Source organism: Carboxylicivirga taeanensis (assembly GCF_051851475.1).
GTDB lineage: Bacteria > Bacteroidota > Bacteroidia > Bacteroidales > Marinilabiliaceae > Carboxylicivirga > Carboxylicivirga taeanensis.
Window position 1 is genome coordinate 767391 of the sequence record NZ_JBPUSJ010000001.1, and the last position, 21371, is coordinate 788761.

Genomic DNA, 21371 nt, shown 5'->3' on the forward strand with positions numbered 1-21371 from the left:
GTATATTGATAGGTTTTACTTAGTTCTGTGAATAAATAGTTTTTCTTTAATTATCGTTTGGTTGAACACCTGCGTTAGGTTGGTTTTATAATTGATGTCATTGTTTCTGTACTGACCTCCGGTTATTATAAATTTGCCATTTACTTCATTTCCTCTCATTGCAATGGATGCTAACTTAATATCGCTTGTTAGATTAATCCATATATCATCGTTAGGAGAATATAATTCTGTGGATGACAGGTAAACTCCATTATTGATGCCGCCTGTTATAATTAATTGATTATTGATAGTCCCAAATGAACAACCTATTCTCGGTGTATTTATTGGTTTTAATACTGTCCACTCTTGTGTGTCAATATTGTATGCATGGACATTATTTTTACAGGAATATGAATCGCCTGGCATATCCGAGCCACCAGCAAAATAAATCTTGTTATCAAGAATTGTTGTTACTGTTCCTGGGTAAAATGTTGGAATAGTGTTTACAACTGTCCATCTTTTTTCAACAAAATTATATTCTTCGATAGTTGCAGTGACTTCGGGATCGCTAAGTCTAACAAGACCTCCTACAGCATAAAGTTTACCATTGTAAGAAAACAAGCCATGTAAATAGCGGGCATGGTTCATTGATTCTATTACTGACCATGAATCTAATTCTGGGTTATATACATCAACTCGAGTAGAGCCAGTATTAGTGCCTTCAGTTAATCCTCCTGCAACATAGATTAATCCATCAATTGCTGCTGCTGCACCTATGGTTCGTCCAATTGGCATTGGAGTTAGTTCAGACCATGTGTTAGTGCTTGGATCATATACTTCAGAAAACCTTGTTGTGAAATTATTCTCACCTTCTCCACCAAAGGCATAAAGTTTACCATTTAGTTCGCATGTTGCTGCATATCTTCTTAAGTTGTTCATTGGCGCAACCTCTTGCCAGGTCCCGTCAATTTTCTCCGTTACAACTGTATTTCCCGAGAATTCAAAACCATCTGGCGCTTCTGCGTCAAAGCTAATAATGCCTGAGCCAGCAGGGATGGTATTATGTTGGCCTGGAGTCCAATGTGTTCCATCATAAACCAAAACATCACCAATTGCTGGTTCGTTTTCAGAAACTCCAATGTTTTGAATTGTATTCGCGTTCCACAGAGAAGAATTGGTTGTAGCGCCAATAGATTTATCATTTATTTCAATGCCAATACCAGCTTTGAGATTAATGTTGGCATCTTTGGCAAATAGCGCATAAGGTACACTACTGAAAGGAGAGACGCCTATTTCTTCGTATGAACCAGAGTTGTCAATCTCTGCTTCTACTTTGATAAATAATGTTTCATTAGCCCAGTTGATATCACTAAAAACATCAGCAGAAGCACCTTCTCCAATTTTAAGGTTGATTAATCCATAATCATTTGTTTGGGTCATATGTGCTTCGGAATATATTACCGAACCGGATGGACTTCCCTGAAGCAAGGATAAGCGAATGGATACATCTTTATTTGAAATATAGTTTCCATTATTATCCCTGATTAATGTTTGATAATTGATATTCTCCGGGACTTGGGCATTGATTGAGGTTATAATGAAAACAAACAAACTGATTATAGCGTATTTTTTCATATAGATTTATTTTTCAGAAGGTTTTATTGCTTAATTACTTTTTGTTTAAAGGTTGTTTCGTTATTAAATATAGTTAGGATATAGTTTCCAGGTGCCAGGAACGATGTGTTTATTCGGTGATCAGTTAGCTTATTTTGCTCAATAATATCACCGTTAGCACCAACTATACAGTATGTAAATCCTTGGTCTAGATTTACTCCTTTAACATAAATGTGGGTAGACACAGGGTTTGGAACAATACTGATTGAGGATTCAGTATTGTTCATGTTGCTGGCTGTTGTCTGAATTTTCATTGGAGTAAATCCTTGGCTAAAGGTGGTGTTGGTACCAACCAGTATTCCTATTATTGGTTCGCCAATGCTTGTTGAGAAGTTATATTCAGACTGATGAGAGAAGCCTGTCGTAGAAATCAACTGGCGTTCTTGTGCGAGACTCGAATACCCAATCATGAGTAGTAATAGAGTGTATAATATTTTCATAGTAATAATTTTCTGATAACTAAACAAAGAAATAGATTTTGATTTTATAATCAAAATACACATGTAAAATAATATTTAGGCATCATTTTTGCTTGCAATCTGCCGCAAACCTTACTCTTATTGACATGAAAAAATTCAGTAAAAATTGGTTATTGAGTCAAATGAGATCTGCTGATTTTCCCAGAGCCATGTTGCTCTATCAGCTGATGGTGATACTCATTATTTTATTGATAATTGTATTCTGACAAGCCTTTTAACCAATAAACTTCGCATCTGTTTAAACTTTCCATTTATTACTTAGCAGAGGCGGAGTTTTATCCCAATGCCTAAAGCACACCATCAGATTGCATCCAGGCAAGAACGTATTTTATTTCGGCATAGGAATAGTTGCGTTTCAAAGTCTCGCGTATTTCTGAAAGACCTTTTCCTTTACTGGCCTTAATTCCTTTTTGGATGGCCTCACGACTTTCGAAATCAACAAAATCATTGAGCGAAAGGATGTTTTCCTGGATGCATTTGGCCAGGTGCGACTCGATGGTTGTTTGCACCAGTCCGCGCTCCGAAACGATGGAGTCAACACCATGCCCTTGCTTATACAAGGCGCAAGTAACCAGGTAGCTCGCCACTTTGGGCGGTTTTATCGCCTTGTCTTTTGCAGCAGCTGGCTTCTTGGCGGAAGCCTCAGTTTGCCTGCTTAAATCAGGTTGTTCAATATCTTCTTTGTTAACATCCAAGCCATTTTGCGATGATTCAAGTAGCTTTTTGGCCTTCAGCATGTCTTGAGACAGGGAGTAATAAGCCGCTGCCAGTTCCTTTAGTTCGGTGGTGTAGGCTTTCATCCCTTTTTGCGAACCAAGTGTTTCTATGTGGTTAATAATGCTGGAGTGGCATTGCTTAATGGTGGGCTGGAAATAGGCAATGGCCTTATGCACTCGCTCTACCAGAAGGTTCAGGTAATTATCGCCTCCGCTGATGATGATGCGGTGAACCTGCGCGCGAAAACTGTTGGCCACATTCTGCAGGGGTGCAGTATCCGTTAGTAGTTGAGTGGCCCAGTCCTTGTATTGCTGTTTTTTAGAACGTTTTTCATCTTTTGTATAAGACTGCACATGCTGATGAAGTGTCAGCATCAGGTCGTTAAAATCAAAGGCCTGCAGCACAAACTGATTAAAGTACTTCTGCGATTCTTCTTTCAGTATCGGTGCCAAATCATTGGGATCCATTTTTTGCTCCACAAAGCTGCGCAGCGAATCATCGGCTGCAATACCTTGCTGCGGAATAGGAGATAGCAAGACTAATCCATTCAGTGAGGTTAAGCGCGAAAGGGCCACATAAATTTGTCCGGCAGCAAATGCTTTGTTGACATCAATGATGGCCTTGTCAAAGGTGAGGCCCTGACTCTTATGCACAGTAATGGCCCAGGCCAGCTTTAGCGGAAATTGTTGAAATTCGCCAACCACTTTTTCTTCCACCTCATTGGTTTCCTTATTGAGGGTGTATTTTTTATTTTCCCAGGTATAGGGCTCAACCCTGACGGGGGCCGTACCATCGCTGAAACTCACCTCAATTTCATTGCGGCTGATAAAGGAGATGGTGCCAATTTTGCCATTGAAATAGCGTTGCTGCCCCGAAAAGTCATTTTTGATAAACATCACCTGTGCCCCTTTTTTAAATTCTATTGTGGGGAGTAAAGGGTATTGCTGTTCTTTAAATTCGCCCTTTATGGTTGCTTTAAAGGCATACGTTTGGCCTTTGAGCTCGGCCAAGCATTCTTTATTTTTGGCATCGGCAATGGCATTGTGCGTGGTGAGCTGAATGTAGCCATCGTTATTTTCCTGATTGAACCCAGGCCGGTAATATTGATTGAGCAAATCAATGTCGGCGGGTGTAACCTGGTTATCACGAAAGTGATTTAGTAAATCAACAAAATCCTGATCGGTTTGGCGGTAGACTTTTTGCAGCTCAATGTGCACGGGCTGCTGCTGTTGCAGCACCTGAGCATCAAAGAAATAAGGGCTTTTGTAATACTGACTCAGGTAGGTCCATTCGGCCTGCTTGATAACAGGAGGTAATTGCAACATATCACCAATAAACAACACCTGTATTCCTCCAAATGGGGTGTTGCGTTCACGGCGCACATGGCGGCAAATCAGATCGATGGCATCCAGTAAATCAGCTCTCAGCATACTCACTTCATCAATAACCAGCAATTCCATCTGCTTAATGAGGTTGCGCTTCACCTTATGCATTTGCAGGTTTTTAATCAGTGTGCGCGGTGTGTTAAAATGTGCCAGCGTTTCCATACGTGCTGTATCCATCCCGTTATTGTCGGGCATAAAGGCGCCAAACGGCAGTTGAAACAAGGAGTGCAAGGTGACACCTCCGGCATTGATCGCTGCAATACCTGTAGGAGCGGCTACTACAATGTTTTTATGAGTGTGCTCTTTAATGCGGTGCAATAAAGTGGTTTTACCCGTGCCGGCTTTACCGGTTAAGAAAACACTTCGGTTGGTAGTGTTGATGTATTTGGAGACGAGTGACTGAAGTGATTCTGACTGCGCATTCATGAATTTAAGTTTATTAATCGGGCAAGATAAGGGAAATTGTGCTCGGTGCAAAGTTCTCCCTGCTTGTTAAAAGAGTGAATATTGACTTTCGACTTAAGGCTTTTTGTACCTTTGCACAAAAATAAAGGGACATGGCGAATCTGGATAATTATAAAGCATTGCTCGAAGAGGTTGATACAACTACACTTAAATTGTGGGATGAGCACCAAAACAATATGGCCTGTAAAAAAGGCTGTGATATGTGTTGTCTGAATTTTGATGTGTTTCCCATTGAGTTTGATTACATAAAGCAACAAGTTGAGGCCTTGTATCCTGACGTATTAAGTCAACAGGCACCAGAGAAGTTAGGAGAGAAGTGTGTTTTTCTTAATGAGCATCGGTGCAGCATTTACGAGGCACGCCCCATAATTTGTCGAACGCATGGTTATCCTTTATTGTATATGAATGAGGCGGGTGATCAGTGGGAGTTATCGCATTGCGAACTGAACTTTACGACTGTGGATGAGGACTACTTTCATGAAGAAAACTGTTATGCACAGGATACCTATAACAGCCGCTTGTTTATGCTGAATAAAGAGTACATCAAAACCGCTCATCCGGATAAGAATGAATTCGATTTGATGCCTTTATCTCACTTACTGAAGTAACTATCTACTTCACCCGGTTCTCGTTGCACCACTTCCAATGGTGTTGGTTTACCGGGTAGTTACGACAAATACCGGCTCTCGCAGGGTAAACACCACATGAAAAGAATCCATTTTCAACCTTTAAAAAGATGCAATCGCCATTGGCCTTGGTTTTTAAAAAGTGACCATCGGCATAGGTGGGCCCCATGGGGTCGGTAAATGTTTCGCGCTGTAAATTGGTATATTTTTCCAAAGCTGTCATTTCATCATTATTCAGCTCAACAAACGGAAAGTTACGGCAGCAAACACCACAGTTTTGGCAGGTAAGCGATGAGATTTTATTTTCCATAATTCAATTAATTTAAGTGTAATCAATTGGTTGTGAATGGAAAAGTAATGGCATTCTAAAGTTGATAAAAATATCCCATCCGGCTCAAAGGTAAGGGAGTTTTAGCTATAAAAGCCAGTTATTAGCGCAATAAGTAGAATTATTGGGTACTAATAAAAAACTCTACCTCATGCTAGTATTGTGTTTCAACTCTTTACTAACTTTAAAACAAAATAATTTTACCTAAACAATATGGTCAAGAACATGCTGCTGTGTGCCTCGCTTTTGCTGGGCATATTACTGATGAATGCTTGTCAGAACAAGCCTCAACAAACAACTGAAGAAGTGGCTTTTAATAAAAAAGTCAGTGCCTTTACTTCCGGGATTATTTCCAATGAAGGAAGTGTGCAGATTCAATTTTCGGAGAAACTACCATCTATAACTCCCGGACAGGAAGCGGACAAAGGCCTGGTGGCTATAAGTCCAGGTATTAAGGGGCAGCTGGTTTGGCTCGATGGTCATACGCTTGAGTTTCGACCAAACGAGCGCATGCCCTCAGGCACTCAGTATCAGGTGGAGGTGGATTTAGCGGAACTATTCGCCGATGAGGATGAGCCTTTTAAATTCAGTTTTTCAACCATTGAGCAAAATTATCGTGTTCAATCACTTGGTTTGGAGCCGGATGCAGTGGATGACTTAAAACTAAATACTTATCGGGGCCGCATTACGATGGCCGATTATATCGATAACAGTCAGGTGGAAGCTTTACTTAAAGCATCACAGGATGGTCGCCCCTTAGAGATTCAATGGCAGCATCAGAGCAGCGAAAAGCAGCATGCTTTTGAGGTGAAGGGAGTAGAGCGCAGCGAGCAAAGCAGTGCGCTGTTGCTCGAGTACAATGGCAAGGCTGTTGGAGTTGATAAATCGGACCGCGATGAGGTGGAAGTACCATCATTGACCGATTTTAAGGTGACCGATGTGAGAGTGGTGATGCAGCCCGAGCAATATGTGTTGGTGGTGTTTTCTGATCCATTGGATGAGCGTCAGAATATTAATGGGTTGATTGATATCAGTGAGGCATCACGGTTAAGGTATGTTATTGAGCGCAACCGTGTAAAAGTGTATCCTTCGTACCGTTTGACGGGGACGCATAAAGTAACAGTTGCTGAAGGAATAAAAAATATTTTGGGGTATGTGCACAAGGCTTCGAAGAGTTACGATATGGTTTTTGCAACTCCCAAACCCGAGATACAATTAATTGGTAAAGGAACCATTTTGCCAGGCTCCAATGGGCTAACCTTTCCCTTTAAAGCCGTCAGTCTAAAAAGTGTGCAGGTCCGCATCATCAAAATATTTGAAAACAATGTGGCGAATTTTTTACAGGTGAACCACATGGATGGGCAGTACCAGCTTCGCCGTGCCGGCCGGCTGGTGCACAAGCAAACCATTCGTTTGGATAACGATCCTTCGCTTGACCTGACGCAATGGAATACTTTTTCTTTGAACCTTGCCGACTTGATTACCCCTGATCCGGGAGCGATATATCGAATTGAGCTGAAGCTGCGTAAGCAGGACAGCGTCTATCCTTGCGGTGATACTGGTGAGGAAGAGCAGGCCCAGGAAGAAGACGGCATCACGGAGGCGGATATAGCCTATTGGGATCAGCCGAATGAATATTACAACTCCTACTGGGATGCTTATGATGATTATTACTACGATTGGCGTGAACGCGATAACCCATGTTCGCCAATGTATTTCCGCAACAAGGTAGTGAGCCGTAATATACAGGCTTCCGATATTGGTATCATTGCTAAGCAAGGCACGGATAAGGTGGTGCTGGTGGCTGTTACAGATTTGCGAACCACGCAGCCATTGGCCAGCGTAGAGGTCGATATTTTAAATTACCAAATGCAGGTGGTGGGTCAAGCACGCACCAATGAGCAAGGGATGGCGCGTATCGCTGTTTCGCAAAAACCATTCTTGCTGATAGCCAAGAATGATAAGCAAAGAGGCTATTTGCGATTGGATGATGGCAGTTCCTTGTCGTTAAGTCGCTTCGACGTGAGTGGGCAGGTCGTTCAAAAGGGCATGAAGGGCTTTATCTATGGCGAGCGTGGCGTATGGCGACCAGGCGATACGCTTTTTGTGTCGTTCATGTTGGAAAATAAGGGGGAGCAGTTGCCTAAAGAACACCCCATTGTTTTTGAATGGGTGAATCCACATGGACAAACCATCAACCGTCAGGTACAAGGGCTCAACGATAATAGCATCTACGTATTTAAAACACAAACCAGCCCCGATGCGCCAACTGGCATGTGGCGCACGCGTATTAAGGTGGGTGGCAGTACCTTCGAAAAAGGGATGAGGGTAGAAACCATTAAGCCCAATCGCTTAAAAATAAAGCTCGATTTTAAAACAGAACTACTTATGCCTGGTCAGGCAGCAAGCAGCTTGTTAGAAGCTAAGTGGCTGCACGGTGCAGTTGCACGTCATCTGAAGGCCGACGTAAAAGTGACCTTGAATCAGAGTACAACCAGCTTCAATAAATACCCCGATTTTCATTTTGATGATCCATCGCGTCGTTTCGAATCCGAAGAAAACACGGTGTTCGAAGGACGTTTGAGCGAAGCTGGGGAAGCCGTTGTGGATGCATCTATTGATGTGAAGGAAGCAGCACCGGGCATGCTTAAAGCCGCATTTTTCACCCGTGTTTTCGAAGAAGGGGGCGATTTCAGTGTGGATCGTTCTAGCATCCCTTATGCACCTTATCCGGTTTTTGTGGGAGTAAAGGCGCCTAAAGGCGATAAGCGCGGCATGTTGCTGACCGATACTACGCATGTGGTAAATGTGGTGACTTTAACTCCCGAAGGCCAACCTGTTTCGGCTCGTGGTCTTTCGTACTATGTGTACAAAGTGAGCTGGCGTTGGTGGTGGGAGTCATCGGCCGATGATTTGGCAAAATATGTGGGCACCCGTCATCAGAACCTGGTGGCCAGCGGGAAATTGAATACTGTAAATGGTGAAGGCCAGTTTCAGTTCAAAATCGATTATCCTGAATGGGGACGTTACCTGATTCGAGTGGTGGATAATACCAATGGCCATGCAACCGGACAAACAGTTTATGTTGATTGGCCAGGATGGGCCGGTAATAGTCGAGGAAGTGATCCGAGTTCGGCCTCTATGCTGGCGTTCGATGCCGACAAAGAAAAATACAAGGTGGGAGAGCAGGCTACCATTAGTTTTCCGTCGTCGGGTGAAGGGCGCGCCTTGGTGAGCATCGAAAATGGGAACAAAGTCCTCAAGAGTTGGTGGGTGGAGCCAGTCAAAGGAGAGAATAGCTTCAGTTTTGAGGTCACACCCGACATGACGCCCAATGCTTATGTGCATTTAACGCTGTTGCAGCCGCATGCACAAACGGTGAATAACCTGCCAATACGCATGTATGGTGTGATTCCCTTAGTGGCTGAAGATCCGAACTCGCATATTTACCCGGAAATTGATATGCCATCGGAGTTACGTCCTGAGAAAGAAGTTAAAATTAAAGTAAGCGAGCGCGACGGCCGTCCAATGACTTATACTTTGGCTATTGTGGAAGATGGCCTGCTGGATTTAACCCGTTTTAAAACCCCGGTGCCCTGGAATCATTTTTATGCCCGCGAAGCTTTGGGAGTTAAAACCTGGGATTTATTTGATGAGGTGATTGGCGCTTATGGCGGTAAAATTGAGCAACTATTTAGTATTGGTGGAGATGCCGAAATGGCTGGGAAGAAAGGCAGTCAGAAAGCCAATCGTTTTAAACCCATGGTAAAGTTCTTTGGCCCTTACCAATTAGGAAAAGGCGATACAGAAACGCATACTTTCACCATGCCGCGATATGTAGGATCGGTGCGCACCATGGTGGTGGCGTCATCGGGAAAGGCCTATGGTGAAGCAGAAAAAACCACGCCCGTTCGTAATCCGCTGATGGTATTGGCCACACTACCGCGTGTATTGGGGCCTAACGAGATGGTTGATTTACCGGTGACCGTCTTTGCGATGAAAGAGAACGTGAAGAACGTAAAGGTTAAGGTACAAACCAATGATAAGATAACCATTGAAGGCGATAGCGAGCAAAGCTTGTCTTTCAGTCAAATGGGTGAGCAGATTGCTACTTTTAAGCTGAAAGTGAATCCACAGATGGGCTTTGGCAAAGTAAAGGTTATTGCTTCGTCGGGCGGAGAAGAGGCCATTGATGAAGTTGAGATTGAAGTTCGAAATCCAAATCCTCCGCTAACTAAGATTGAAAGTGGAATTGCCGAGGCCAATCAAAGTGTATCTATTCCTTACCAGTTGCCGGGGATGGCAGGCACCAATAAAGCAACATTGGAAGTGTCCGCATTGCCACCGCTCGATTTTGGACGCCGTTTAAAATATCTTTTGCAGTATCCCCACGGTTGTGCTGAGCAAACCACATCGGCTGCCTTTCCGCAACTATTTTTAGCCAATGTGATTCAGAATGGAGAGGTTACTGCAGAAGTGACAACAAAGAACATAAAAGCAGCCATCAATCGTTTAGCCGGCTTTATTCGACCCGATGGAGGCTTGAGTTACTGGCCGGGAGGCTATGAGTCATCGGATTGGGGAACGACTTATGCAGGGCATTTTATGCTTGAAGCCGAAAAGAAAGGCTTCACGCTGCCAGTGGGCTTTAAAAATAAATGGATCCAATACCAGAAGAAGCAGGCCCGTCAGTGGCGACGCAACAGCACCTACCGGGGGCGTGACTTGGCGCAGGCCTATCGCTTGTATACATTGGCTTTGGCTGGTGAGCCCGAGTTGAGTGCCATGAACCGCATGCGCAATCTTTCTGGCTTATCGAACCAAACCATCTGGCGCCTGGCAGCTGCCTATGCCTTGGTGGGCCATGAGCAAGTGGCGCAGGAGCTCATCGATGCTTCCGGTAAGAGCGTCATCAACCAACGTGATAATGGCTATACCTATGGTTCGGAAGAGCGCGACATGGCCATGATTATGGAAACACTCGTGTTGATGGGCAAGAAGAAAGAAGCGGCTGAACTGTTGCAAAAACTGTCCAAACCTCTTTCGAGCCAGCAATGGATGAGCACCCAAACGACGGCCTATTGCTTGTTGGCTGTGTCCAAGTTTATTGGTAGCTCGGGCGTATCCGAAGAGTTTAAATTCGAATGGCAGGCCAATGGTAAGGGGGGAAAAGTCTATTCACAAATGCCACTATACCAGGTGGAGTTAGACCTTACTAATGAGAACGGAACAGTGACTCTGAAAAACCTTTCAGATGGTTTATTATACGGGCGCATCATTATGGAAGGAATTCCGGCTGAAGGCGATCAAACGGTCAAAGCATCTAACTTGCAGTTAAATGTTGAGTATAAAACCATGCAGGGGCAGCTTATCGATGTGTCAAAATTGGAGCAGGGGACCGACTTTATGGCCATAGTGACCGTGAAGAATCCAGGTAATTTTGGAGATGTGGAGAATTTGGCCTTGACACAGATATTTCCATCAGGCTGGGAAATACGCAATACGCGCCTGGAGGATGTGTTACCAGCCAACGAGTTGGATCAGCCCGATTACCGCGATTACCGCGATGACAGAGTCTATTCCTACTTTGATTTGGAACGGGGCAAGCAAACCCGATTAATACTTCTTTTAAATGCGGCTTATACCGGTCGCTATTATTTGCCTGCAATCAACTGTCAGGCCATGTATAATAATGCAGTTTCGGCACGTCAGCCCGGCCAATGGGTCGAAGTGCTTAAAGCAGGCCAGTAAAGGGAGCCTACTTTATTAATAAGCTTGTTCGGAGACAAATAATTTATACCAGGCACGCAAAGTTCAAAATAGTAAACACTTGATCTTTGTGTGTCTGGTTCATTCCTTAGCCTTGCTTCTGGCGCACTAATTTTATCGAACAACTCCATTTGACCATGAATATCTGTTTGTCAACTCCTAAAGCCCGTTAGTCACATAAATCAATCTGTTTATCAACTCGATTTACACATCTCTCTAATTATAGACCATAACTATTATTTTTAAAAGCACTAAACTTAAAAATGTCATGGGGTTATTAAACGGGTTGTTAGGCAATGCAGGGGAGGTTTCCATTGAAAAGTTACAGGAAGAATTTCAACCGCTATTGATAGAGGGTGAAGTGCTGGAAATGGCATTCAAAGTCATCAGAGATATGTGGGTGTTTACCAATAAGCGATTGATTCTGGTGGATAAGCAGGGAGTAACAGGTAAAAAGGTCGATTACCAGAGTATTCCTTACCATTCTATTGTGCGATTTAGCAAAGAAAGTACCGGACTTTTCGATTTGGATGCAGAACTTAAAATTTGGCTTTCAGGCAGCCACGAGCCACTTGTTAAAGAGTTTAGTAAAAAGGCCAATGTTAATCAGGTGTATCAGTTAATCAGTAAGTATACATTAAAATAGACTAACCAATCCTAAAATTATTGTGCAGAATGGCTAAGCAAAAAGCTCCTGATGAAACCCGGTTTATAGATAATGCCAAAGACCGAATGATGATGGTCGCCTTGATAGATAAGCTAAAAGATGTAGCACTTTTTATTTTGGTGGCTGTTGTTCTTACCCTTTTGGTAATCGGCCTTTTTTAGAGGCTTATTCATGCTTATTTTCGGAATGAATGCGCATGCGCCCTAAAGCAGCACTGAGTTTAGGCCTTAATTCTGTTGAAGTATTTCAGTATCGCCTGCATCATCTTTTATATTTATACTAGTTTTGCTGCAAATACCGTAACAGATGCATTGGATCAGACACTTCATACTATCAATTCTTAATTGGTTTTACAGACCATTTAGCAGGTACATGCCCCGGCAAACCTTTAATTATGCGGCTTGTGGTGGTGCCAATACGGTGTTCGATATCATACTGTATTTTATTACCTATAACTATATTCTTAAAGCTCACATCGTTCATACCGGCATTGTGGCCATCAGTCCCCACATTGCTGCTTTTATATTTGTTTTCCCCGTTACCTTTTCCACCGGTTTTCTCTTATCGAAATACATCACATTTACCGAGTCTAACCTGCGTGGCCGTATTCAGCTGTTTCGCTATGGTTTAACCGTCTTGGGCAGTATACTACTCAATTACATTCTGCTGAAGGTGTTTGTTGAGCTGCTGGGTATCTATCCAACCATGGCAAAAATTTTAACCACCATAGTGGTGGTGGGCTACAGCTATGTTTCCCAAAAATACTTCACCTTTAAAATCAAGATACATCCGCACGAACATTAGCTGGGGGACAGGAATCGCGTATTAAGATAAATTAACGATTTTTTTCTTCAATGTGGTAAACTTTCTTTTTGTCATGGTGTTCCTCATGCAAAAGCTTTATTACCATGGAAAACAACTTTAATTTACCACGCAATAATAAGAAACGTGTTGTCATTATAGGAGCTGGTTTTGCCGGTTTAAAACTGGCCAAAAAATTAAGCGGCTCTCCTTATCAGGTAGTGGTTATCGATAAGCAGAATTTTCATCAGTTTCAACCCTTATTTTATCAGGTAGCGGCATCGGGCATCGAGCCCAGTTCCATTTCTTTTCCGGTCCGAAAAATATTTCAATCACACAGTAATCTGCACTTTCGAACGACCCAATTGCTTTCGGTTGATACGGTTCAGCAAGAAATACATACCAAAGCCGGCAAGTTACATTACGATTATTTAGTGTTGGCCAATGGGGTAAATACCAACTATTTTGGGTCGGCTAACCTGGAAAAATACAGCTTGCCAATGAAAAGCACGGCGGAGGCCATCAACCTGCGTAACCGTATTTTGTCATCGTTTGAGCAGGCCAACCTCACCGAAGATAAAAATGAGCATGCTAAGTTGCTTTCTATTGTTATTGTAGGTGGTGGTCCAACGGGTGTTGAACTGGCCGGCTCCATTGCTGAAATGCGCCGCTATGTGCTGCCCAAAGATTATCCGGAGCTGGACTTCAGCAAGATGAAGATCATGCTGTTTGAAGCGGGTCCGCGCCTGCTGAATGGCATGTCGGATCATGCGGGTAGGAAAGCAGTGGAGTTTCTTCATCGCTTAAGGGTTGAGGTGCATTTAAATACGCGGATTGATGATTACGATGGCGACAAAATTAGCCTGTCGGATGGTAAAGAGCTGTTTACACGAAATTTGATTTGGACCGCCGGGGTTAGTGGCAGACCCACCGAGGGAATCGCTAAAGAGGCTTATGTTAGAGGCAACCGGATTGCTGTGGATCAGTATAACCGGTTAGAGGGGCACGCCAATGTGTTTGCCATTGGAGACGCTTGTTTGCTGCAGGGCGATGAACGCTACCCTAACGGGCATCCTCAGGTGGCACAGGTGGCCATTCAGCAAGCTGCTAATCTGGCACGCAATCTTACCACAGAAAAGGAATGGAAGGCATTTAAATACATCGATAAAGGCAGTTTGGCCACCATTGGACGAAATATGGCTGTGGCCGATCTGCCCGGTTTTCGTTTCTCAGGAGTGTTTGCCTGGATGCTTTGGCTATTTGTGCATCTGATGGCTATTGTGGGTGTAAAAAATCGCTTCTTCATCTTTGTTAACTGGGCGCAAAGCTATTTCTCCCGCGATCAGTCGCTTCGCATTCTTATTTCGCCTTATAAAAAGAAATAGTTGAAAACTGCCGGTATGAGTTGCCGGTAGTTCAATCCTTACAGGGTATTGTTACCGTCTGAAGTTGCCCAGGTTCGTTGAAATGCTAAAATGGTTACTCGAGCCTGCCAGATGGTAGCGCGCCGAACCATAAGCAAAATGAAATTTATACACGCGGAAACCAAAGCCCCATGAAAAGCCTGTGGTCGACATTCTTTCGGTAACGCCCAGTTCCTGACGGCGTCGGTGGTTATAGCCAACCGCAATGTAAAAATTATCAGAGGGGACGAGTTCCACGCCAAGTATCAGGTGGCGCATTACCTGGTCCAATGCGTTGCCATCATTGCCTTCCTCTGTTACCGTTTCACCGTTCCCATCCTGCACCTGGTATTTCATGTTCCAATCAAATAAATCCTGTGCGGTTAGCGATAAGCGAAAAGGGGCATGGGCCAGTTTTTTGCTGATGCCGATTTGCAAATCGGTAGGTAAGGGTTCGTAGCTATCGTTATAGGTAGTAATTTGGGAACCCACATTTTTAAGCGTTAATCCGGCCGAGAAAAGTTCGTCTTCCGAGTGGTACAATACGCCTAAGTCGGCAGCAATGCCAAAAGAGTTGTACTGTTCCAGGTTGGAGATGACAGGTTTCAGAGAGATGCCAGCTCTTAATCTGGGCGAGAGTATTTTTGAATAGCTGAGGCTGATGGCATATTCGGCTGCTGAGAAGGTGCCGTTCAGGTTGCCGTTCACATCAGCCCGGTCAAATGTTCCATAGTTGATAGCGTGAATGCTGACTCCAAAAGTGCCCATATTTTCTAGGTGGTGGGCGTAACCGGCATAGGTCATTTTAATATCGGCCACATAAGGCACATAATTAAACGTTAAGGACTGATGCAATGCTTGTGACAGGTTGGCCGGGTTGTGAAACACCAAACTAACATCGTTGAGGTTCATGCCTACCTGGTTGCCTCCAAGCGCACCTGCCCGGGCTGAATTGGTCAGATTCAAAAAATCATAGGTATTGCCACCAGCCTGCTGGGCACTTGTAACGGTAACATTCGCCAGTAGGAAAAGCACCACAATTTGTATGACCGATGGTAGTTTCATTGTCAGTTTTAGAACGGTAAAAATATCAAAATAGTGCCCTTATCCCAATCATTTGTCAAATATTGGTTTCAAGCCTTCCACCACATCAAAAACGGCCGGACAGATGAAAGTGTTTTTGTAGGTTAGGGACGTGATTTGATAAAAACGCTTACGATCGGTATGAGGGTATTCGCGGCAGGCCCGAGGGCGCGACTCATAGACCATGCAGTAATTGTCGGGCATCAGAAAAGGGCAGGGCGTTTCGCGAAACACATAATCCCCGTCGTCATCCAATAAGAGGTATTGCTCAATCACCTCTTTGGGGCGCAGCCTTAAGTGGTTGGCCAAACGATCAATGTCCCGATCGGTGACAATGGGACTGATGGATTTGCAGCAGTTGGCGCATTCCAGGCAATTGGTGTAGGCAAATACCTCGTTGTGCAAGTTCTGGGCCTCATCATCCAGTGTTTTGGGCCGTTTTTTTCTCAGCTTAGCCAGAAAGGCCTTGTTTTCTTTTGCTTTGTTTCTGGCCTCCTGATCTAACTTTTTCGCATCAAATTCCACTCTTCCGTAGTTTAAACTGTGAAACAAAAACGCCTCCGATTACCAGCGAAATGCCTATTAGCTTTTGCATGGTTAGGGCTTCATCCAGTATCCACCAGGCTAAAATAGCCGTGAAAACGGGAATCATGTTCACAAACACATTGGCTTTGGTAATTCCTACCTTGCGCATGCCGTAGGTAAAGAAAATAAAAGCCAGCGATGAAGCCACAACCGATAAGGAGATAACGGCGTAGATGGCTTCTCCTGTTAATGGTTTTTCGCCCAGGCGAGGTAAATCATAGATAAGGAAAAAGGGTAAAAAATAGAGGCCGCCTATGGTGTTCTGATAGGTAATAATACTTACTGCATTGTAGTTGCCAGGAACTTTTTTTAAGACGATGGAGTAGCCCAGTGTTGAAAATACCGCTAAAAACACCAGCAAGATGCCCTTAATTGGGGCCACCAGTGAAAAGTCGTTTTTAAAAATAAGCATTAAAACACCTGCAAATGAAACAACGATCCCAATGATATTGGCCCAGCTGATGCGACTCTTAAATATCACCCGGTCGGTAATAGGGGCTAAGAGCGGAATGGTTGAGACGATAACTGCACCAACGGTCGACGAAACCAGTTCTAATCCAAAAGTTTCACCAATAAAATACAGGAAGGGTTCAAAAAAAGCCAGCAGCATAAACCATTTAAGGTCCTTTTTATGCATGGGTATGAGCTGCTTTAACAGGCGCAAAATAACAAAAAGTAATGACGCACTAATAACCAGACGCATCAGCACAATGGTGAGCGGATTAAAAGAGATAAAGGCCTGCTTGATCCAAACAAAAGAAAAGGCCCAACAAATCATGGCTAATATTAAGCTAACCAATACTTTATGGCGTTCTGTCATGCTTCGGTTTTTTTTGAGAGCCCAAAGGTAGAAAAAAGGCATCGCTCAAACCCTGTCAGCTGTCAGATTTTTATGGCTTTACAGTAATCTGGTATTTTCTTAGAAGACCAATCAACTGATCGGGTGCAAAGCAGGCCTTGGTAATTGTATTGGTGTTCGGATCAATGTTAAAGTGATAACAGCTGGACAGATCCACTTTTGTGAGGTTAGTGCGGTCAAATACAGCATGGCTGAAATCGCAGTGATCGAAAGTGCCCTTCTGCAAATTGGCTTCAGTAAAGTCCGCCTCATGCAGCTCACAGTTTAGAAAGCTGCAATTTTTTAGCTTGCGCTTATAGAACGACGCCAGGCGTAGTTGGCACTGGTCGAAGCTAACCGTAAAAAATAGGGGATGGCATTCATTAAATTGCAGGCCCAATAGTTTGCATTCTTTAAAGTGCACATCCTGAAACACGGTATGGCTCAGGCGGGCATTGCTAAAATCACAGTTTATAAACTGGCATTCCACAAAACTGAAGGCACTCAGGTTAGTACCTGCAAACAGGCAGTTGGTAAAGCGGCAATTTTCATATTCTCCTTGCTCCAATCCGTCCTGTGAAAAGTCTGTTCCCAAAAAATCCTGTTCGTCAAAATAGGGTCTAATCATTGTCTTCCAGAATAAATAGTTCTTCGACGGCAACTCCAAAATAGCGGGCAAATTTCAACGCCAATACGGTGGAGGGTACAAACTTACCTTTTTCAATGGTATTTATCGACTGGCGCGAGACGCCAATGGCCTCAGCCAATTGTGCCTGCGTTACGCTTTTTACGGCTCGTTGTATCTTTAGTGTGTTCTTCATGCCGTATATTTAATTTTCTTGGTATAAGAATACACAATGACATAGATAAGCATTTGAAGTTGCAAAATGACTAACAAATTAGCCTTTGTGCTTCCTTTTATAAGCATAATGACTGCAAATATAAGCCAACTAACGATAAATGCTTTTACCAAGGCATTGGCTCTTAGCATAACCAAAAACTCATCATCAATCTTTTCTTTCGAAAAGGAATATAATAGTAGGCCAGATAATGCAAGGATAAATCCTAGTTTCTTTAAAAATACTCGCTGCTGGTCAGTTAGTAGTAAGACTGATAATTCGTCAGAATCAGCACTAATTTCTAAGTTGAGCTCCATTCTTTTTTGCTGATAGGCCTTATTATACTTAATAGCACTCTCATCGATGTATCCAACAAAAGAAGTAAGAAAAGAAATGAAGAAAAGTGTGATGCCAACTTTTTTTACGTAGTATGGAAGGAATGTTTTCATTGTCTTTACTGTAAGTTTTATTAAATAAGAGTTTAACTCATTAGTTATTATAGTAATTGTGCATCGCCTGGTTGGTTAGTAGGTTAAAAGGCGATTAGCTTGTTCTACATCCAATACTTCCATCTCTTTTGATACGCGTAAACAACAACGTAGATGACCATTTGCAGCTGAAACATGGAGAGTGCACTAATTTTTGTATTCCAATGGGTTAGTTGAAAAACCAGAAAGATGGACCAGGTTATCACAACAGATATAATCATTGCCTGACCTCGCAGACGGGCGAAAAACTCATCTTCCTGTTTTTCTTTTGATAGGATATAAAGGCATATCCCCACCAATGCTAATAGAAAACCATAAAATTCTGCCACATTTCTTTCTTCTGCAGTAAACAGGAGGTCATTGTTTAGTGTTCTATCTTGCTCTACAGATTCAAAACTGATTTCTTTATCCAGCCTTGTGGAATTATATCCGGATGTGAAGCCTGTAATAAAATCATCGATCCCACTAATAGAGGAGATGATTAGGCAAATAATAAAGATGATTATGCCAATTTTTCGCATAAAGTAGGGTAGGAGTGTTTTCATGTTGTATGTGTTTGGTTGTAATAAATATAAGACTAAAAGTAAAACATACTTTACTAAAATACAAATAAAGTTTACAATTTAAACACCCTGGTGCTTGAAAAAATTGACTTATCGGCAATGAAATAGCAGCCGCACTTCAATAGTTCATCCAGCCTGGAGGAGGCAGCGAACGTGGTTATTTAAGGGGTTGTGCTCTATAGGTCAATGGCTGATGAAGTCATTTCAAACAGCCCTGTACTTAAAGGTGATGAATGATGTCTGGATTATGAAAGAGGCTTGCCCAGGCGTATTGCATTACTCATAGTTACGTATCAGCACTTCGTCGATGGCACCCCGCTTGGCTGCATTGGAATTAATCGCTCTTGTGGCTTTTGCAATATGAATATCAAAGTCCTGATAGAGCTCGTGGATAATTGGGGTGGAGGAGTTGGAGAGCAGAAATTGAACACCTTTTTCATTCAGTTTCTTGCACACATTACGCAGGCGTTCCTGTTCGTTTAAATCAAATCCACCTTTCACGTAGCCAGTAAAATTGGCACTTTGTGAGACTGGCACGTAGGGCGGATCAAAATACACAAAGTCGCCGGCCTGGGCCCTTGCAACTGCTTGTTCAAAATCGTCGTTCAAAATAGTTATCGAGCGGCTGTTAAGAAATTCACTTACGGCTCTAATGGTGGCTGAATTCACAATGTTGGGGTTCTTGTAGCGACCAAAAGGGGCATTGAACTCACCAGCATTGTTAACCCGGTACAGCCCGTTGTAGCAGGTTTTGTTAAGGTAAATGATGCGCGATGCTTTCTTTATTTTAGTGAGCTTGCTGAAGGAGGCTTTCCGATCCAGAGCGCGCAGTTCATAAAAATACTCCGCTTCGTTTTTATGCTGCATCAGATCTTCGATTAACGCTTCCGGATGGGTTTTAATTACCTCGTATACATTGATTAATTCCGGATTAAAATCATTGATAACCGCCCGATTTGGTTGAACCTTAAAGAGTACGGCTCCTCCGCCCACAAAAGGCTCGTAGTAGCAATGGTAGGATTTTGGGAGCAGTTGGTTAATGGCTGGCAGTAACTGGCGTTTGCCACCCACCCATTTTAAAAACGGTGCTAGTTGTTTATTCTTCTCCATCTGCTCGAGTTAATTCTGATGCAAAATAACAAAAAATGAAATGGCATTTCTGACTTGTTAATAAGTTATGACACAAAAAAAGGCAGAACCCTCAATGAGTTCTGCCTCTGTTATATGAGTTGCCTTATTAACGTAAAAACATGTCCGAAAATTCCTGCTCAAAAAAGAATTCCTCAGCACCAAAAGCCGGTTTCAGATCGTCCATCCACTTGGCCTTGGCATCGTATTTGGCAAAGAAAGGGCGAGCTACCCAATTGCTATCGCGTCCCTGAATAAATTCCAGCGTATAAACTTTTTCGCCTTTAATATCTGATACCCCAACAATACGTACTTTACCTGGGGTGCACGACATGCTTGGGCCGCGCACTGTGCGACAGATGCCACTCACTTTTTGGTACGCTTTCTGGAAAATGCGCCAGGCATCGCCCAGTGAAACCCCAAAATAGGCCTGTGCACCCGTGTCGCGGGCAATAAACATATAGTATGGAATCAGGCCTAAACTAACCTGCTTTTGCCACATGGTAGACCAAATTTCGGGCTTGGCATTGATATTATTTAGTAACGGCGATTGTGTACGTATTTGAGCACCTGTTGCACGTATCTTCTTAATGGCTTGTTGAACCGCTTCCGTTTCCAGCTCGCGATAGTGATTGAAGTGAGCCATAAACGCTAAGGACATGCCGGCGTCGGTAACCTTTTTAAAGGCAGCCAGTATTTCCTCTGCATCACTATCTGTCAGGTAACGATAAGGCCAGAAGCCTAGTGTTTTAGAGCCAATTCGGATATTTTTAAGGTGAGGGATGTCAGCATCAATTAGAGCGCTCAGGTAGGCATCCAGCATTTTACCTTTCATCACCATGGGGTCGCCACCGGTAATCAGGAGATCGGTAATCTCCGGATGCTGCTTTAAATACTCAATCACATAGTCAATTTCCTTCATGGCAAACTTCATCTCGTCCATGTTGGTAAATTGTGGCCAGCGGAAACAGAAGGTACAGTAAGCATGACACGTTTGCCCTTGTGCCGGGAAAAACAGCATGGTTTCGTCGTATTTGTGCTGAACACCAGTAAGCTTTACACCGTTGAGTTCAGGAACATTGTACTCCATTTGTCCGGCTGGGTGGGGATTGAGTTTTTCCCTTATTTTATTTGCTTCTAATTTTATGGTTGCTTTATCGGCTCCACTTTTTAGCACTTTAGCCATGTGGTTAAAATCTTCCTCATCAAGCATGCCCTTTTGCGGAAAGTTCAGGATAAAAATGGGATCTTCCCTATAATTGTCCCAGTCTATCAATTCATCAACAACATAACTGTTAGTTTTAAAAGGCAATACGGTTCCTACTACTTCTATGTTAAAGATGTCTTCTTCCGAAAGTCTTGCAATTTGTGGAATTTGTCGATAATTGTGCAGCGCATAAATTTGATACTTCATAGGCATTCCTTTATTTATTGATTCGGTAATACTTAAAATACGGAATCATTTGTAAGTCCCGAAACCGGTCATTTTTTGAAAGTTGCCACCTAAAATCCCTAAAGCAACATGTCCGAAAATTTCGAGGGTGTTAAACCACA

Annotated in this window: 19 protein-coding genes; 6 read left to right on the forward strand and 13 right to left on the reverse strand. The window is 43.1% G+C overall.

The features are described 5' to 3' along the window. Nucleotides 1-15: 15 nt before the first annotated feature. From ACSX1H_RS03315 to ACSX1H_RS03325, 3 genes are all read right to left on the reverse strand, one after another. Nucleotides 16-1614 carry a Kelch repeat-containing protein gene (locus tag ACSX1H_RS03315; protein WP_439182201.1) on the reverse strand — a complete coding sequence of 533 codons (1599 nt, stop codon included), beginning with the start codon at nt 1612-1614 and terminating at the stop codon, nt 16-18. 23 nt (nt 1615-1637) lie between these two features. Next, nucleotides 1638-2093, reverse strand: coding sequence for a T9SS type A sorting domain-containing protein (locus ACSX1H_RS03320; RefSeq protein ID WP_439182203.1), 456 nt, complete (start codon nt 2091-2093; stop codon nt 1638-1640). Between the two features lie 326 nt (nt 2094-2419). Next, nucleotides 2420-4660 (reverse strand): helix-turn-helix domain-containing protein, encoded by a 2241-nt coding sequence (locus ACSX1H_RS03325; RefSeq protein ID WP_439182204.1) that lies wholly within the window; start codon nt 4658-4660, stop codon nt 2420-2422. Between the two features lie 131 nt (nt 4661-4791). Here ACSX1H_RS03325 and ACSX1H_RS03330 point away from each other — a divergent pair, with 131 nt between their 5' ends. Next, complete coding sequence (locus ACSX1H_RS03330; protein ID WP_439182205.1) at nt 4792-5307, forward strand: YkgJ family cysteine cluster protein; 516 nt, start codon at nt 4792-4794, stop codon at nt 5305-5307. Between the two features lie 4 nt (nt 5308-5311). Here the strand turns inward: ACSX1H_RS03330 and ACSX1H_RS03335 are convergent, their stop codons facing one another. After that, nucleotides 5312-5635, reverse strand: a complete 324-nt coding sequence (locus ACSX1H_RS03335; RefSeq protein WP_439182206.1) for a YkgJ family cysteine cluster protein — start codon at nt 5633-5635, stop codon at nt 5312-5314. 231 nt (nt 5636-5866) lie between these two features. On the opposite strand from ACSX1H_RS03335, the gene ACSX1H_RS03340 reads away from it, so the two are divergent. The 5 genes from ACSX1H_RS03340 to ACSX1H_RS03360 all read left to right on the forward strand — a co-directional run bounded on the left by ACSX1H_RS03340 (nt 5867) and on the right by ACSX1H_RS03360 (nt 14275). Continuing rightward, nucleotides 5867-11404: an MG2 domain-containing protein gene (locus tag ACSX1H_RS03340; protein WP_439182207.1), complete on the forward strand. Its 5538-nt coding sequence runs from the start codon at nt 5867-5869 to the stop codon at nt 11402-11404. A gap of 286 nt (nt 11405-11690) precedes the next feature. Then, nucleotides 11691-12068, forward strand: coding sequence for a PH domain-containing protein (locus tag ACSX1H_RS03345; RefSeq protein ID WP_439182208.1), 378 nt, complete (start codon nt 11691-11693; stop codon nt 12066-12068). 29 nt (nt 12069-12097) lie between these two features. Beyond that, nucleotides 12098-12250 (forward strand): hypothetical protein, encoded by a 153-nt coding sequence (locus tag ACSX1H_RS03350; RefSeq protein ID WP_439182209.1) that lies wholly within the window; start codon nt 12098-12100, stop codon nt 12248-12250. Nucleotides 12251-12395: 145 nt separating this feature from the next. After that, entirely contained in the window at nt 12396-12893 is a 498-nt protein-coding gene (locus ACSX1H_RS03355) for a GtrA family protein (protein ID WP_439182211.1), read from the forward strand. A 104-nt stretch (nt 12894-12997) separates the two neighbouring features. Then, nucleotides 12998-14275 (forward strand): NAD(P)/FAD-dependent oxidoreductase, encoded by a 1278-nt coding sequence (locus ACSX1H_RS03360; protein ID WP_439182212.1) that lies wholly within the window; start codon nt 12998-13000, stop codon nt 14273-14275. Nucleotides 14276-14326: 51 nt separating this feature from the next. Here ACSX1H_RS03360 and porQ read toward each other — a convergent pair whose 3' ends face one another. The 9 genes from porQ to ACSX1H_RS03405 all read right to left on the reverse strand — a co-directional run bounded on the left by porQ (nt 14327) and on the right by ACSX1H_RS03405 (nt 21231). Continuing rightward, a complete protein-coding gene (gene porQ / locus ACSX1H_RS03365; RefSeq protein WP_439182214.1) occupies nt 14327-15358 on the reverse strand; it encodes a type IX secretion system protein PorQ in 1032 nt (343 codons plus the stop codon). Between the two features lie 48 nt (nt 15359-15406). Continuing rightward, entirely contained in the window at nt 15407-15901 is a 495-nt protein-coding gene (locus ACSX1H_RS03370; protein WP_439182216.1) for a YkgJ family cysteine cluster protein, read from the reverse strand. Beyond that, on the reverse strand, nt 15891-16781 hold the full coding sequence (locus ACSX1H_RS03375) for a DMT family transporter (protein ID WP_439182217.1): 891 nt from the start codon (nt 16779-16781) through the stop codon (nt 15891-15893). Before ACSX1H_RS03375 ends, ACSX1H_RS03370 begins: the two co-directional genes overlap by 11 nt. Before the next feature lie 70 nt (nt 16782-16851). After that, entirely contained in the window at nt 16852-17427 is a 576-nt protein-coding gene (locus ACSX1H_RS03380) for a pentapeptide repeat-containing protein (RefSeq protein ID WP_439182218.1), read from the reverse strand. After that, the gene (locus ACSX1H_RS03385) at nt 17420-17620 is read right to left on the reverse strand and encodes a helix-turn-helix transcriptional regulator (RefSeq protein ID WP_439182219.1); all 201 of its coding nucleotides are present in this window, start codon (nt 17618-17620) and stop codon (nt 17420-17422) included. The genes ACSX1H_RS03380 and ACSX1H_RS03385 overlap by 8 nt, the downstream gene beginning before the upstream one ends. Continuing rightward, complete coding sequence (locus ACSX1H_RS03390) at nt 17617-18087, reverse strand: hypothetical protein (protein WP_439182221.1); 471 nt, start codon at nt 18085-18087, stop codon at nt 17617-17619. Before ACSX1H_RS03390 ends, ACSX1H_RS03385 begins: the two co-directional genes overlap by 4 nt. Nucleotides 18088-18191: 104 nt before the next feature. Continuing rightward, the gene (locus ACSX1H_RS03395; RefSeq protein ID WP_439182222.1) at nt 18192-18671 is read right to left on the reverse strand and encodes a hypothetical protein; all 480 of its coding nucleotides are present in this window, start codon (nt 18669-18671) and stop codon (nt 18192-18194) included. A 294-nt stretch (nt 18672-18965) separates the two neighbouring features. After that, nucleotides 18966-19799: a DNA adenine methylase gene (locus ACSX1H_RS03400; RefSeq protein WP_439182223.1), complete on the reverse strand. Its 834-nt coding sequence runs from the start codon at nt 19797-19799 to the stop codon at nt 18966-18968. Between the two features lie 127 nt (nt 19800-19926). Continuing rightward, entirely contained in the window at nt 19927-21231 is a 1305-nt protein-coding gene (locus ACSX1H_RS03405; RefSeq protein ID WP_439182224.1) for a KamA family radical SAM protein, read from the reverse strand. Between the last annotated feature and the right edge of the window lie 140 nt (nt 21232-21371).

What these genes read in the sequence shown, in the direction of transcription:
- ACSX1H_RS03360 (WP_439182212.1), top strand. Translation starts at nt 12,998, where the DNA reads ATGGAAAACAACTTTAATTTACCACGCAATAATAAGAAACGTGTTGTC.
- ACSX1H_RS03385 (WP_439182219.1), bottom strand. Translation starts at nt 17,620, where the DNA reads ATGAAGAACACACTAAAGATACAACGAGCCGTAAAAAGCGTAACGCAG.
- ACSX1H_RS03380 (WP_439182218.1), bottom strand. Translation starts at nt 17,427, where the DNA reads ATGATTAGACCCTATTTTGACGAACAGGATTTTTTGGGAACAGACTTT.
- ACSX1H_RS03320 (WP_439182203.1), bottom strand. Translation starts at nt 2,093, where the DNA reads ATGAAAATATTATACACTCTATTACTACTCATGATTGGGTATTCGAGT.
- ACSX1H_RS03345 (WP_439182208.1), top strand. Translation starts at nt 11,691, where the DNA reads ATGGGGTTATTAAACGGGTTGTTAGGCAATGCAGGGGAGGTTTCCATT.
- ACSX1H_RS03340 (WP_439182207.1), top strand. Translation starts at nt 5,867, where the DNA reads ATGGTCAAGAACATGCTGCTGTGTGCCTCGCTTTTGCTGGGCATATTA.
- ACSX1H_RS03355 (WP_439182211.1), top strand. Translation starts at nt 12,396, where the DNA reads ATGCATTGGATCAGACACTTCATACTATCAATTCTTAATTGGTTTTAC.
- ACSX1H_RS03330 (WP_439182205.1), top strand. Translation starts at nt 4,792, where the DNA reads ATGGCGAATCTGGATAATTATAAAGCATTGCTCGAAGAGGTTGATACA.
- ACSX1H_RS03395 (WP_439182222.1), bottom strand. Translation starts at nt 18,671, where the DNA reads ATGAAAACACTCCTACCCTACTTTATGCGAAAAATTGGCATAATCATC.
- ACSX1H_RS03405 (WP_439182224.1), bottom strand. Translation starts at nt 21,231, where the DNA reads ATGAAGTATCAAATTTATGCGCTGCACAATTATCGACAAATTCCACAA.
- ACSX1H_RS03350 (WP_439182209.1), top strand. Translation starts at nt 12,098, where the DNA reads ATGGCTAAGCAAAAAGCTCCTGATGAAACCCGGTTTATAGATAATGCC.
- ACSX1H_RS03400 (WP_439182223.1), bottom strand. Translation starts at nt 19,799, where the DNA reads ATGGAGAAGAATAAACAACTAGCACCGTTTTTAAAATGGGTGGGTGGC.
- ACSX1H_RS03335 (WP_439182206.1), bottom strand. Translation starts at nt 5,635, where the DNA reads ATGGAAAATAAAATCTCATCGCTTACCTGCCAAAACTGTGGTGTTTGC.
- porQ (WP_439182214.1), bottom strand. Translation starts at nt 15,358, where the DNA reads ATGAAACTACCATCGGTCATACAAATTGTGGTGCTTTTCCTACTGGCG.
- ACSX1H_RS03315 (WP_439182201.1), bottom strand. Translation starts at nt 1,614, where the DNA reads ATGAAAAAATACGCTATAATCAGTTTGTTTGTTTTCATTATAACCTCA.
- ACSX1H_RS03375 (WP_439182217.1), bottom strand. Translation starts at nt 16,781, where the DNA reads ATGACAGAACGCCATAAAGTATTGGTTAGCTTAATATTAGCCATGATT.
- ACSX1H_RS03390 (WP_439182221.1), bottom strand. Translation starts at nt 18,087, where the DNA reads ATGAAAACATTCCTTCCATACTACGTAAAAAAAGTTGGCATCACACTT.
- ACSX1H_RS03325 (WP_439182204.1), bottom strand. Translation starts at nt 4,660, where the DNA reads ATGAATGCGCAGTCAGAATCACTTCAGTCACTCGTCTCCAAATACATC.